The following is a 14692-nucleotide window of genomic DNA, read 5'->3' as shown; positions in this document are numbered from 1 at the left end:
CAAGTATACATAAGAAAATGTTTACATTAAGGATAGAATTTAATAATAAATTGAAAAAAGAAAGGAGAATAAAGTATTAATAGACATTTAGTTGGTATGACAATGATAAGCTGGAAAACTGAGATATGGACTTTATAATAGAGCATTAGGAGCAGTATACTTAAATAGAATAGGGGAAACTCTTGAAAAGGAAAATAAAAAAGGAGTTGAATATTATATGAAAACGGTTTATTTGGAATCGCCAAAGAATATAAGAATTAATGAGATTGGAGAGCCAGTAAGAAAGGAAAATGAAGCGCTAATAAAAGTTAAAGCCTTGGGAATATGTGGCTCGGACATCGGAGCTTATAGGGGAGTTAACCCACTGGTATCTTACCCAAGGATAATAGGACATGAAATAGCAGGAGAAGTACTAGAGATAGGAGATAACAGTAAAGGAATAAAAAAAGGAGACAGGGTTATTATAGATCCTTATATTTACTGTGGTAAATGTTATCCCTGTAGTTTAGGAAGGACAAATTGTTGTGAAGATTTAAAAGTATTAGGTGTTCACATAGATGGAGGAATGACAGAATTATTTACACATCCATCAGAATTATTGGTTAAAGCTCCTGATAATATTCCTTGGGAGCAAATCCCTATGGCAGAACCATTGACTATAGCATTACATGCAATTCATAGAACTAAAGTAAAAGAAGGAGAACATGTTGTTATAAATGGAGCAGGTGCAATAGGTATACTAATGGCATTATCGGCTATAGCTTATGGGGCGGTTCCAATAGTTATAGATATTGTGGATGAAAGATTAGAATTTGCAGTTAAATTGGGAATAAAAAATATTATTAATACTGTAAAAGAAAATGCAGAAGAAAAGATAAGAAAGATTACAAATGGGAGAATGGCAGAAGTGGTAATTGAAGCTTCAGGTGCTAATTCAGCCATAAGAAATTCAATTGATTATGTATCCTATGCTGGAAGGATAGCTCTTACAGGATGGCCTAAAAAAGAAACAAGTATTCCAACAGATTTAATAACTAAAAAGGAGCTCGATATCAGAGGGGCTAGAACAAGTGTTGGGGAATTTGAAGAGGCATTAAAGTTAATTTCTGATGGAACTGTAGATGTTGAACCTATAATTAGTAAAGTAGTGTCTATAGATGAAATACCAAAAGCAGTAGAGGAACTTTCAGATCATCCTGAAAAATATCTAAAAATTAATGCTGTTTTAAAATAGATTATTTCAATTTGATGTTTTCAATTAAGGTTGTTTATCCGATGACTACCAACTCTAATACTTCCATCTGCTTCAAGGTGTGAGTATTAGAGTGACTGCGTCTCTGGATGAAGATTTGACCTAAAGTGCAACGAGTTCTAGGTATCAGAGGTCATAAGCAAAAATTCCACCTGATGTCAAGAATTCTGTTTATGTATAAAAGTATTTTGACTTTAATTTTACAACAACAGATTTTCTATAAAATTATCATATTTAATATAATTTTAAGGGAGGACTCTATATGCCGTTAATTATAGTTTGCATAGGAATTGCAATATTATTGGTGTTAATAATGTTTTTTAAATTAAATGCTTTTGTTTCATTAATTATAACTGCACTGATAGTAGGGTATATGGAAGGCATGTCAATATTAAGTATAACTAAATCTATTGAAAATGGTGTGGGAAGTACGCTAGGTTATCTAGGATTAATTCTTGGATTTGGAGCTATATTTGGAAAACTCATGGCAGAATGTGGAGCGGCACAGAGAATAGCTACTACCTTAATTGATAAATTTGGTGAGAAACATGTTCAAATTGCCATTGTATTAACAAGTTTTATTGTTGGAATTGCATTATTTTATGAAGTGGGAATTGTTTTGCTATTACCTATTATTTTCACAATTGCAATATATGCCAAGGTACCACCACTTACTATAGGGATATCTGCAGCAGCGGCACTATCTGCTACCCATGGATTTTTACCACCACATCCAGGAGCCACAACTATTGCTGTTATATATAAAGCAGATATAGGCTTGACTTTGCTATACGGAATAATAGTAGCAATTCCTGCGGCTCTATTAGGTGGTCCTTTTCTTGCTAGGTTCTTAAAAAAATTTGATCATGAAATTCCTAAAGATTTATTTAATAAAAAAGTATTTAAAGAAGAAGAAATGCCAAGTTTTGTTGTAAGTGTGATTGCAGCATTAATTCCAGTAATACTTATGACTTTAGCTACAATTGGTAAGATGATTCTGACTAAAAAATCTGGTATGCAGACTTTCTTTGAATTTATAGGGGATCCAGTTATAGCTCTATTGATAGCATTGCTTATAGGATTTTTTATTTTTGGCATAAACAGAGGAAAAAATATGAAGGAAATTGAAAAAACAGCAGGATCGGCTGTAAGTGCTATAGCAATGATTATATTTATAATAGCTGGTGGAGGCGCTTTTAAGCAAATACTTATAGATAGTGGTGTAGGAAAATATATAGTTACGCTTATACAAGGAACCAACATTTCTCCAATATTTTTAGCTTGGTTAATTGCATCACTCATAAGAATTGCCCAAGGATCTGCTACTGTAGCAGCTATTACAGCAGCTGGAATTATGATGCCTATAATTCAAGTAAGCCATGTAAGTCCGGAATTGATGGTATTGGCTACAGGGGCAGGAAGTTTAATTTTCCCTCATGTAAACGATACTGGTTTTTGGATGTTTAAAGAATTTTTTAATTTAAGTGTACCAGAAACCTTTGCATCCTTTACCTTAATGGATACAATTTTGTCCTTTGTAGGCCTTGCAGGAGCACTAACATTAAATGCTATTATATATTAATTTAAATTTATCCGATGACTACTCTCTCTAACACTCCCACTGCCTTTCGTAAAGTTGGAGTGAAGAGCGGCTGCGTCCCTGGACAACGATTTCTAAGTATCAAAAATACTGATACTTAGAAATCTGTTAGTAAGTATCATAAATACCGATACTAAGAACTTTGTTTATATGAGATAATCAATATAGGCACAATAAATCTGCCTGTATTGATTATCTTTTTTCTACATTTTCTATAATTTTATTCTTAGTTTTTGAATTATTTATAAAATTAATATAAAATATACTTATACACTAATATTTTATTTAAAAAGGGTGGTGGATGAAATGAAGGAAATTATCTTTGTAACAACAAATAAAGGTAAAATTGCTTCAGCAGAAAAAGAGCTAAAAAACATAAAAGTTTTATCTTATGATGCTGAACTTATAGAGCCGAGAAGTGACGACATAAAAGAAATAGCCAAGCAAAAAGTTATACAAGGATATAAAATAGTGAATAAACCATGTATAGCCTTAGATGCAGGATTCTTTATTGAGGAACTAAATGGCTTTCCTAGGGCATATGTTAATCCAATGCTAGATACTATAGGAATAAAAGGTGTATTGAAACTAATGGAGGGTATTGATAACAGATACTGCGAATTTAGATCCTGTTTAGCGTATTATGATGGAGTGGATATAAAATTTTTTGAGAGTAAATCTCAGGGAACACTTTCAGAAAGTATAAGAGGACAAGACAATGAAGATAAATGGTCTGAACTATGGTATATATTTAAACCGGAAGATTTTGATAAAACTTTAGCGGAGTTTGATGAAGAGGATTTCATAATATATGATAAGACAAAAGAGGACAGCTGTCTGAAAAAGTTTGGAGAATGGTATAGTTCATTGTAAATTTTAAAAAAGAGGATGATTAAAAATCTCCTCTTTATTGTCGTTGCTCTGCTGTAACCACAGCACTTAAAGGGACAGAGGCTTCTGCGGAGCCTAAGACATAAATAGTATAATAAGTATTTGGTAAAAGCTGAACATTTGGAATAGTTAATATTGTATCATTTGATCCAGTGGCATTTATTGTGAAAGTATATGTTCCAGAGGGAAGGCAAGCATAATCAGTAATTTTTTTATAAGTAATATTGCTAAAAACTTTTGTACCAATGGATAAATTTAAATCAACGGCAGGGGCATCTGGTGAAAGATGGACGAATCTAACACAAGGTCTTCCAAAATTTTGTGCAGTTACAGGCTCTGGAATAGTGTACAAACTTAAGTTTGGAGCATTTCCAATAATGGCTAAATTAGAAATAGTATTTGGTGCTACATAAAGGTCAGCATCCACATAAGGATTTATATTCTGTCCAGTAGGAAAAATTTTAATGTTATAGTTTCCTGTGGAAGCAGGAAAATAAAGTGAAAATTCTTTGTAGGGTAAATTTTGCACAAGTAAAGTGTTGTTTACATAAATATCTAAAGCTGGGGAATTGGGTGAAGCGTTAAAAAATCTGATGTACGAATTAGTTTGAGATTCTCTGTAGCTTTTTTCTATGCTATAATCTGAATAAGTTTCGTTACTGTAGGTTGTCGAAGATTTTTCAGAATTTAAATTTTCCAAAGGAATACCCCCTAATAAAAAATTCTAATATATAACTTATTATATGAAATAAAGCGTTAATCTGTTAACATATACATATTAATTTTTTTAAGTTACAGCTAAAAAGTAAAATGCTGCTTAATATAAAATTAGAAAAATATCAAAATACAATTGATAAATAGTCAAAGATATGCTATTATAATTACCAGATAGATAAACAAAATATTGTTTGATTATAATATTTTGAATATGTTACATTTGCTGGTTTAAATTCTATTTATTTGGAGGTGCATGATATGAGTTTTATGCAAGTTAGCGATGAAGCTTATGAAGAATTCAAGAGTTTTTTAGTAAATACTAATATGCAAGATTTTAATTTAAGAATAACTTATTTAGGAAGAAACTGTAAAGAAGTAACTTTTAATCTTGACTATGGAGTAAAAGGTGATAATGATGTTTCAGAACAAGTTAAGGATATTACTTTCATCATTGATAAAGAAGCATTAGAGGAATTTGAAGGATTTACAATCCTATCTAATAATGAAAATAAAGGACAAGGTCTTGAATTAAAGGCTGTTAAGGTTCCTGAAAGTCCCTGCACAGTTTGTCCTGGCTGCTAATTTTTGTATTTGTCCGATGGCTACTCACTCTATACTCCCAGCTTCTTCAAAGTGGGAGTAAAGAGTGGCTACGTCCCTGGATAACGATTTCTTAGCATCAGAGGTCATAAACAAAAACTCCACCTGATGCTAAGAACTCTGTTTATGTAAAGTTAATAATTATTTAGGCGATGTTTTAAAATGAGTAGTATTTTAAAACATCGCCATTTTATTTTGGTATAATATTTATAGATTTATTTGTAGTAGTTTTGGAGGGTTTATAATGAAAATCAGAACTAAGGAATTTATAATAATTATAAATTATTGTGCATTTACGCTAATTATGTTGATAAATTGTGTATACAACAAAGAGTGGATTGGGCTAATGTTTTTATATTTTCTATTTTTATCTCTTTATTCAATTAACACCTTCTTTTTATATAAATTTTACAATAAATGGATCAAAATTAAAAACTATGATATTTTCATTATATCTATATATTTTTTACAGGTTCTTTTAATATTTTTAATCAATAAATTTGATATAACATTAATATCTACAGTTTTATATATTTTTATATTAGAAGATATAGTTATAAATCAAAGATTTTTATTTGGTATTATTGCGTTTTTTACTATGTATGCAATATGTTGTATTTCAATTTTAAGTAAAATGAATCAAGATACTGGAAGGGCTGTTGTAGCTGTATTACTGATGCTTCCAATTTTTATTGTGGTGTACATAATATTTTTCTTAATAAACTATCGCTTAAGGCAGACAAAATTTATAGAAGAATCATTAAAGGATATTACAATTAAAAAACTTGAAAAGGATTCTATGTACAATGAGCTTAAAATTGCCTATGAAAGAGTGGAAACTATAACTGCACTAAAAGAAAGAAATAGAATTGCCAGAGAAATACATGATACTGTTGGACATACTTTAACTACGGTTTTAGTTGAAATGGAAGCCTCAAAAAGACTTGTAAAAAAAGATTTAAATCTGGCAATGGATAAGCTAAGTTTAGCCCAGCAGCAAGTTAGAAAGGGACTTAATGATATAAGAAGCTCTGTACGTATACTTGAAAATGGGGAAGATATACTTGATTTTTACTCCCAACTGAGATCTATTATAGCTGATGCAGAAAAGCATTCAGAGGTTATAATTAAAGCTCAAATAGATGATAAAATAGTATTTGAGAAGGCTCATAAAAAAGTTATTATATCAATACTTCTAGAGGGACTTACTAATGGGATAAAGCATGGTAAAAGTAGTGCTTTTTTGTTTAAATTGTATTCCAAAGATGAAAAAATATTTTTTTCACTGGAGGATAATGGATTGGGTGTGGATTTATTTACTCCTGGCTTTGGTCTTAGGGCTATGAGAGAAAGAGTGCTTGAACTTGGGGGAAATATAGATATGTCTTCTAAAATAGGGGAAGGCTTTGGATTGTATATTTCTTTGCCATGTAATGTTAAAAATTAAACTTACAAATACTATTTAAGAGGTGAACAATGAGTAATATAAATATAATAATAGCAGATGACCAAACCCTCATGAGAGATGGATTAAAAACTATTCTTTAGCTGGAAGAAAATTTAAATGTAGTGGGAACAGCAGAAAATGGGGAGGAAGTTATAAAGCTTTGCAGAGAAAAATTACCTGACTTAGTGTTAATGGATATAAGAATGCCTAAAATGGATGGAGTGAAATGTACTAAAATTTTAAAAAGCTTATATCCTGAAATTATTGTATTGGTTTTGACTACTTTTAATGATATAGATTATATTGTTGAAGCATTAAATTATGGAGCGGCTGGGTACATACTTAAAGATATAGAAGGGGACGAGCTCATTAAAGCTATTAATGAAGCATATAAGGGTTCAATTATGCTGCCGGCAAGTGTAGCAAGAAAATTAGCTGAAAAGCTTTCAAATAATACTGTTAACTCTGTAATAAAAACTAAAGAAAATATTAACAATGACTTTTCACAAAGAGAGGTGGAAATAGCAAGAATGCTTGCAATGAGCTTTAATAATAAGCAGATAGCATCTTCACTCTTTATATCAGAAGGTACTGTAAAGAATTATATAAGTAATATTTATAGTAAAATTGGCACTTCAGATAGAATGTCAGCAGCTCTTGAAATAAAAAGAATATTGAAGATGTAAGCTAATTATTGCAATATATATTTTAAGGAATACTCAGAACAGGTATAGCTTACTTTGAAGATTCATTGATTATTTTTAAAAGTTACCACAGTCATATTTTTTATTACTGTGGTAACTTTTTTATGATTGGAAATTTAGTTATTATTGTAATATAAGCTAATTTAGGAATCTTAAAATAAATAGCAAGGCAAAGATGACATGAATAGAAGATTACCTAAATAAGCAGTTAAAAGAAAAGGAGAGATAAAATATGAAGCCACTGTCCATATGCAATTATTATAGAAATAATAAGAAAAAATTTATAAGTTCAATTCTTTCCGTATTCATTGCAGTAAGTTTTTTGTATGTGTTAAATACTTTTGTAAAATCCATGTATGATTCTTCCTATAAACTTGGTGTGATTCAATATAAATACTATTCTACAGTGAAAGGATATAATAAGGGCAATCCTATACCTGAAGATATTATAAATAAACTTAATGATGACATTAATGTGGATAAACTAATTCCATTTATGAAATATGGATTGAGATACAGTACACCAGGAAGTCTTAACCAGGCTGATGTATTTGCCTTAAGAAACAAAGATATAAATTATTTTTTATCAAAGCAGAATACTACTGTTACCAGTGGAAGATTACCATCAGAAAATAAACATGAAATTGCAGTTAATTATCCTGTGGCACAAAATAAGAAAATTAAAATTGGAGACAGCGTGGGAAATGAAGTAAACAAATTTGAGGAACTCAATGGCAAATATAAGGTGGTTGGCATCTTAAAAGGAGAAACAATGATGTCTATTGTTTCAGCTAATAATGAAACCTTTCCAACAAAGGATAGTGGAGAAGATATAATGAGAAATGGAATAATGATTTTTCCTAAGATGGGTAAAGCAAGTGAAGTCAATAAAATTATAGAATCTTTGCCTAGAGATGAGGTACAAAGTGAGACTATTAATAGTGTTTCTAAGCAATTTACAGATCAAATGGGAGCATTGAGAATACTTGATATTGTAAGTATACTTGCCATAGTCTTAATGGTAATAACTGTGGGAAGCTCAAAATATGTGCAGTTTTTTAATAGAAAAGAAGAATTGGGAATACTAAATGCCATTGGATATGACAAGAGTTATATATTAAAAAGGGCAATACTTGAGGTGGTTATAGTAAATAGCATATCCTATATAATTGGTATACTCTTGGGTATTGCATTAAGTTATATGAATAAGATGAATATTTTCGAAGCCGCAGGTGCTGTGGGAGTAGTACTTTATTCAAAAGCTTTCATTGTATCCTTATATGTTCCTCTGTTTACCATACTATTTACAATAATACCTATAAATATAATGATAAATAAACTTGATCCAATCAAAATGATTGAAAATAATTAGGGGGTAACAGCTATGATATTTAAGATGGAAAATGTAAATTTAGTTTATGATATAGGAAAAGAAATGCAGACCTATGCACTGAAGGATATAAATCTTTCTATTGATGGCAATAGACTTATTGGAATTATGGGGCCTTCTGGTGGAGGAAAAAGTTCTCTTCTCTATGCATTGGCTGGTTTTAAAATACCTACTTCAGGGGAGGTCTATTATGAGGAAAAGGACTATAGTAAAATTTCAACAGCCAAAAGTGCAGATATAAGAAAAAAAGAGTTTGGTTTTATATTTCAAAGACATTTCTTAATTGATTATATGACAGTACTTGAGAATGTACTGGTTCCTATAAATAATGATAGCAGTGAAGCAAAAAATAAAGCAATATCTATATTAAAAGAGCTTGGACTGGAGCATCTTATCAATAAAAAGCCATATCAGCTTTCAGGGGGACAGAGACAAAGAGTTGCTATTGCAAGGGCACTTATAACTGATCCTAAAGTTATTTTTGCAGATGAACCAACAGCAGCTCTGGATCATAAAAGTGCAATAGAGGTTATGAATTTTCTTGAAAACTATAAAAAAGACAAACTTATTATAGTGGTAACCCATGACTCATCTATACTTAAAGATGCAGATTATATTATCAATATGATGGATGGAGCTATAGAATCTATTGATAACAAAAAAGGAGGGATACTATGAAACCTCTTTCCATAATAACCTATCTAAAAAATAATAAAAGAAAAGTGTTACCTGGATTTGTATGTATAGTACTCAGTGTGTTCCTTGTGTACTTCTTTTCTATACTATTATATAGCACCATATACGCTATACAGCTTGGAAGTATCAATGTAGTTGACAAAGTAACTATCGTAAACAGCACAAATAAAAATAGCATATCAGATAAAATATTAAATAAAATTAGTACTAGTAAGGACGTGAAAGATATCATTCCAATTATAGGAGATGTAGGATATTTTGAATATCACAGTCCTTTTGGAAGTATGTCTGTTGAAGGATACAACGTTTTTTCAGAGGATATACCTAAACTTCTTAATATCTTTAATATGAAGCTTCAGCAGGGAACAAATCCAGCGGATAATAAAAATGAAATAATCATATCTCTAAAATATGCAAAGCAAAACAAAATTAAAATAGGAGATTATATTGGAACAAATCCCGATCTAAGGGCAAATTTTAATAAAAAGTATAGGGTAAGTGGAATAATAGATGGTCCTGTAAATATTGCTTTTACATCTAATTCAGGAAGTATAAAAAGAGAAGATGCATTAAAATACAGCTTGATGTTTTCCATGAATGATAGAAGAATTAACGATGAAATTATGGACATGGGAGATAAAAATGTAAATATAGTGGATTATAAATCAGCTGTAACAGAGGTGAATCAAATAATAGAAAGCATGAATGCACTGGGAATAATATTGGATACTATAATTATAATAGTACTTTGTATTTCCATTGGAAATTTAAACTATGTAGTATTTTTAAATAGGAAAAATGAATTTTCAATTTTAACGGCTATTGGTTACAGAAAAATAGCTCTCTATAGAAAATTATTAATGGAAAATTTAGCAGTGAATATATTGGGCTATATACTAGGTATTGCATTTACCATTTTAGTAGTGGAAATTCTGAATATAACTGTATGGGAACCTAATGGTCAATATATTTATAGTTTAAGAACAGGTAGCATGATTACTGCTCTCCTAGTTCCAATATTTGTGTCCGTAATAAGTATGATTTCACCTTTAAGGGAGCTTAAGGCTATGGATTATGAGTGCATTAATATTTAGTATATATGAAAGTTACCACAGATATAAAGATTTAATGTCTGGGGTAACTTTTTCTATTGAAAATTTTACTTATTAGTACATTGAGGATTAATTTATAAAGTAATACAAAGTAAATGTTTAAAAAATTAACAAACTTGTTGATATAATGTATGCTATATAAGCTATTTCAATAATAGATATAAATATAAGTGAATTTTTAAGAGGTGTTTAAATGAAAGTATTAAAATCAATAGTAACAGTTTCATTGATACTAATTTTTCTTTCACTATATATAATGGCTTGTTATTATATTGCTGGAAAAGGCATGAATATATTTCCATATAAAAATGATAAATCTAAAATAATAGTATATTGGATACTATTTTGGATTTTGTCACTTTCTTATATTTTAGGTATTATATTCAGAAGTTTTTTGTCAGCAAATAATTTATTGACTTCAATATCTAAATTAGTTGGAGCAATCTATCTTGCTGCCTTTTTTTATTTGATGATATTATTTCCAATTACTGATCTTATAAAATTTATTTCTGGGAAAATAGGTTTAAAAGGAGAAGCTATAAATTATTTAAGTAAAATATATGATAATGGAGTTTTAGTTTTCCTAGTAGTTTTTATTCTTATTTCCTTTGGGGTATGGAAGACAATACATCCTACGGTTACTAATTATAATGTTAATATAAACAAAAACGCTGGTAAAATTGACTCACTTAATATTGTTATGGTTTCGGATGTACATGTTGGCATAGGTGTAAAACAAAAAGGTATTGATAAAATGATTAGTTCAATAAATAGTTTAAAGGCTGATATAGTTTTCTTTTGTGGTGATATGGTAGATGAAAATACTAATAGTAAATCAAAACAATATCTTGCACATGCTTCAAAAAATATAAAATCTAAATATGGAGTATATGCAATCACTGGAAATCATGAATATATCGAAGCAAATTTAGCAGAAACTTTTTCATATTTTAAATGTAGTAATGTGAAAATATTACAGGATACAGCAGAGAAAATTGATGACAGCCTTTATGTGATAGGAAGAGATGATCCAGCAAGTATATCTGTGACAAAACATCAGACAAAATCCTTAAAAGAAATATTGAAAAATATAGATAAATCACTTCCAATTATAGTATTAAATCATAGACCTATAGAATTAGAAGAAGCTCAAGAAGAAAAGATAGATTTACAACTGTCAGGACATACCCATAATGGTCAATTTTTCCCCAATAATTTCATTACAAAACTTGTATTTGAAGATGCCTATGGCTATCTTAACAAAGGCAACTTTAATTTAATAGTTTCTTCAGGTTATGGAACCTGGGGGCCACCTATAAGAATTGGAACAAAGGGTGAACTAGTCAATATAAAGGTAAATTTCAATAAATAAAAAATGTTAATGGTTACTATAAAAAATATCAACATGTTTTCTATTGAATAAGACTTGTTGATATTTTATTTGTAAATATTCTTATATATTATATTGACAAAACATACCGAACGGTTTATTATTAAAGCAGAGTTAATAATAAATCGTTAATTTTTATGGGAGGAATACTTTTGAATAAGGGTATCAAAGGTGAAAATTCAAAAAAATATTTAATAGAAATAGCTGCTAAATTATTTTTGCAAAAAGGATATTCAAACACAGGTATAAATGATATATTGACCGAAGCTGGAGTATCAAAAGGATCCTTTTATTTTCATTTTTCAAGTAAGAAAGATCTTGCAGTAGAAGTATCTAAATATTATTATAAAATTATAGTACAGAATTGGCTTAAGCCATTATCAAATAATACTTGGGATGTATTTATAAATAAATTAGTATTAGATATAAAGAATTCTACATCACTGGGTAAGTTCTTTGGGTGTCCCATAGCCATATTAGGATTAGAAATAGCATTTATAGAAGAAGATTTATCTGATATGTATGCATATTCAATTAAGGAATTAATTGAGGTTTTTAAAAATTCTTTGAAAGTTTCGGAAGTATCAGAGGATAAATTGGATAGTATTGCTAGAAAAGCTTTTTCCATATATGAAGGATATACAGTTTACTATAGAATTACTAAAGATAAAAATGTAATTGACTTTATGTTGAAGGATTTATTAGAAATACAATTACATAATAATATATCAATGAATCTTACTTAGTGTGTCTTTGTACCTAAACTAAGTTTTGATGAATTATCCAGGAACGTGCCGCTGTTATTGTATCTCTGGAAAAGAAAGTATTACAATGGCTAGTTATGGGATAAATATATTTTTTATGCAATTTTGTGTTAAATTTTTAACTAGTTAATTCATAATATATTTTTTATAAATTGTAAACCAACCAGTCTATTATAAATATAAAACATATAACTGAAGTTGATTTAATTAAATTCTAGCCTTAGTAAATCATAAGAATTTCGTTCAAGAGGCTTGATGATTTATCTGTGATTTTAGAAGATTAAGTATTAAAGCAAATAGTCATAGAATAAATTATTTTAAGCTGTATATTTAAATTTAATTAGATTTGTAGCAATATAATCCTACAAAATAAAACTATGAAAGGGTTGAAAAATATGAAAGATGAAATATTTAAAAATGTTTATTAACATTTATTAAATATATAGTACATCTTATTATCTATTTTCAGATATCTAACATCAAAAATTAGGAGGAGATTTAAATGAAAGAAGTTGTAATAGTTAGTGCAGTTAGGACAGCTATAGGAGCCTTTGGCAAAAGCCTTAAAGATGTGCCAGCAGTGGATTTGGGAGCAGCAGTGGTAAAAGAAGCAGTGAAAAGATCAGGAATAAAGCCAGAGGAGATAGATGAAGTTATTTTAGGAAATGTTCTTCAGGCAGGTTTAGGACAGAATCCAGCAAGACAGGCAGTGATAAAGGCAGGATTACCTATAGAAGTTCCAGCTTTTACTCTTAATAAAGTATGTGGATCAGGCCTAAGAACTGTTAGTTTAGCAGCTCAAATAATCAAAGCTGGAGATGCTGATATAATTGTAGCAGGTGGTATGGAGAATATGTCAAGAGCACCTTATTTAGTTGATAATGCTAGATTTGGATATAAAATGGGTAATGGGCAGTTTGTCGATGAAATGATTAAGGATGGAGTATGGGATGCATTTAATGATTATCACATGGGAATAACTGCTGAAAACATATCCGAAAAGTGGTCAATAACAAGAGAAGAGCAGGATGAATTTTCAGTTGAATCACAGAATAAAGCTGAAAAGGCTATAAAAAATGGAGAGTTCAAAGAGGAAATAGTACCTATAGTAGTAAAAACAAGAAAAGGTGAATTTGTATTTGATACAGATGAACAGCCAAGATTTGGCAGCAATATAGAAGCATTATCAAAGTTAAAACCATGTTTTAAAAAGGATGGAACAGTTACTGCTGGTAATGCATCTGGATTAAATGATGGAGCAGCAGCTTTAGTTATAATGAGCGCTGATAAAGCAAAGGAACTAGGGATAAAACCATTAGCTAAAATTTCTTCTTATGCATCAGCTGGAGTAGATCCAAAGATAATGGGTTATGGGGCTTTTTATGCAACAAAGGCTGCTTTAGAAAAAATAAATTTAAATGCAGAGGATTTGGATTTAATAGAAGCCAATGAAGCTTTTGCAGCTCAAAGTATAGCAGTAACAAGAGACTTAAAAGTTGACATGAAGAAAGTAAATGTAAATGGAGGAGCAACAGCACTGGGACATCCTATAGGAGCTTCAGGAGCAAGGATTTTGGTTACATTATTGCATGCTATGGAAAAAAGAGATGCGAAGAGAGGACTAGCTACACTATGTATAGGTGGAGGCCAGGGAACTGCGTTAATAGTTGAAAGGGAATAAATTAATTTATAACTTAAAAATTAGAGTCATGAATATGTGACTCTAATTTTTTGGCATTTAAACATAAAAATTTTTATTTACCATCCCATAAATGCTTTTCTACAATAATATGTCCATTATTGTTAAAGGTTATGCCTTCATTTTCCAACATAGCTCTTTGTATTTTTTTATCACCAAAGATATAATCAGCTGCTAATTCCCCAGTTTTATTTACAACCCTGTGGCAGGGAAGGTTAAGATCTCTTGGAGCAGATCTCATAGCATATCCAACTATACGGGCACTTCTTGGATTTCCAAGTAATGCCGCTATTAATCCATAAGTAGCAATTTTCCCTCTTGGTATTTTAGCTACAATTTTATATACTGTATCAAAATATTTTTCCACAATGGTGCACCTTCCTGAAAATCTTTAAAATACTTTTTATTAGCCCTATTATATGATAGGCTA

Annotated in this window: 14 protein-coding genes; 12 read left to right on the top strand and 2 right to left on the bottom strand. The window is 30.0% G+C overall.

The genetic code is table 11. The features are described from left to right. The first annotated feature begins 217 nt into the window (after positions 1-217). The 3 genes from CLOPA_RS15485 (at position 218) to CLOPA_RS15475 (ending at position 3725) form a co-directional block, all read left to right on the top strand. A complete protein-coding gene (locus CLOPA_RS15485; RefSeq protein WP_015616371.1) occupies positions 218-1234 on the top strand; it encodes a zinc-binding alcohol dehydrogenase family protein in 1017 nt (338 codons plus the stop codon). A gap of 280 nt (positions 1235-1514) precedes the next feature. Next, positions 1515-2834: a gluconate:H+ symporter gene (locus CLOPA_RS15480; RefSeq protein ID WP_015616370.1), complete on the top strand. Its 1320-nt coding sequence runs from the start codon at positions 1515-1517 to the stop codon at positions 2832-2834. Between the two features lie 324 nt (positions 2835-3158). Further along, positions 3159-3725, top strand: coding sequence for a non-canonical purine NTP pyrophosphatase (locus tag CLOPA_RS15475; protein ID WP_015616369.1), 567 nt, complete (start codon positions 3159-3161; stop codon positions 3723-3725). A 34-nt stretch (positions 3726-3759) separates the two neighbouring features. On the opposite strand, the gene CLOPA_RS15470 is transcribed toward CLOPA_RS15475, so the two are convergent. Continuing rightward, complete coding sequence (locus CLOPA_RS15470; protein ID WP_015616368.1) at positions 3760-4443, bottom strand: DUF4397 domain-containing protein; 684 nt, start codon at positions 4441-4443, stop codon at positions 3760-3762. 275 nt (positions 4444-4718) lie between these two features. On the opposite strand from CLOPA_RS15470, the gene CLOPA_RS15465 reads away from it, so the two are divergent. The 9 genes from CLOPA_RS15465 (at position 4719) to CLOPA_RS15425 (ending at position 14244) form a co-directional block, all read left to right on the top strand. Further along, positions 4719-5042, top strand: a complete 324-nt coding sequence (locus tag CLOPA_RS15465) for a hypothetical protein (protein WP_015616367.1) — start codon at positions 4719-4721, stop codon at positions 5040-5042. Positions 5043-5304: 262 nt separating this feature from the next. Next, a complete protein-coding gene (locus CLOPA_RS15460; protein WP_015616366.1) occupies positions 5305-6507 on the top strand; it encodes a sensor histidine kinase in 1203 nt (400 codons plus the stop codon). Between the two features lie 101 nt (positions 6508-6608). After that, the gene (locus CLOPA_RS15455; RefSeq protein WP_278246063.1) at positions 6609-7193 is read left to right on the top strand and encodes a response regulator; all 585 of its coding nucleotides are present in this window, start codon (positions 6609-6611) and stop codon (positions 7191-7193) included. A 250-nt stretch (positions 7194-7443) separates the two neighbouring features. Next, on the top strand, positions 7444-8583 hold the full coding sequence (locus CLOPA_RS15450) for an ABC transporter permease (protein WP_015616365.1): 1140 nt from the start codon (positions 7444-7446) through the stop codon (positions 8581-8583). Positions 8584-8595: 12 nt separating this feature from the next. After that, a complete protein-coding gene (locus CLOPA_RS15445) occupies positions 8596-9279 on the top strand; it encodes an ABC transporter ATP-binding protein (RefSeq protein WP_015616364.1) in 684 nt (227 codons plus the stop codon). Further along, on the top strand, positions 9276-10391 hold the full coding sequence (locus CLOPA_RS15440; RefSeq protein WP_015616363.1) for an FtsX-like permease family protein: 1116 nt from the start codon (positions 9276-9278) through the stop codon (positions 10389-10391). Before CLOPA_RS15445 ends, CLOPA_RS15440 begins: the two co-directional genes overlap by 4 nt. Positions 10392-10602: 211 nt before the next feature. After that, a complete protein-coding gene (locus CLOPA_RS15435) occupies positions 10603-11781 on the top strand; it encodes a metallophosphoesterase (RefSeq protein ID WP_015616362.1) in 1179 nt (392 codons plus the stop codon). Positions 11782-11951: 170 nt separating this feature from the next. Next, positions 11952-12545, top strand: coding sequence for a TetR/AcrR family transcriptional regulator (locus CLOPA_RS15430; RefSeq protein ID WP_015616361.1), 594 nt, complete (start codon positions 11952-11954; stop codon positions 12543-12545). Positions 12546-13065: 520 nt separating this feature from the next. Further along, positions 13066-14244, top strand: a complete 1179-nt coding sequence (locus CLOPA_RS15425; RefSeq protein WP_015616360.1) for an acetyl-CoA C-acetyltransferase — start codon at positions 13066-13068, stop codon at positions 14242-14244. Between the two features lie 73 nt (positions 14245-14317). On the opposite strand, the gene CLOPA_RS15420 is transcribed toward CLOPA_RS15425, so the two are convergent. Then, positions 14318-14629: an MGMT family protein gene (locus tag CLOPA_RS15420; protein ID WP_015616359.1), complete on the bottom strand. Its 312-nt coding sequence runs from the start codon at positions 14627-14629 to the stop codon at positions 14318-14320. Positions 14630-14692 lie beyond the last annotated feature (63 nt).

The organism is Clostridium pasteurianum BC1, assembly GCF_000389635.1.
GTDB lineage: Bacteria > Bacillota > Clostridia > Clostridiales > Clostridiaceae > Clostridium_I > Clostridium_I pasteurianum_A.
The sequence above is the reverse complement of the archived record's forward strand: the minus strand, read 5'-3'. Positions and strand labels throughout refer to the sequence as shown.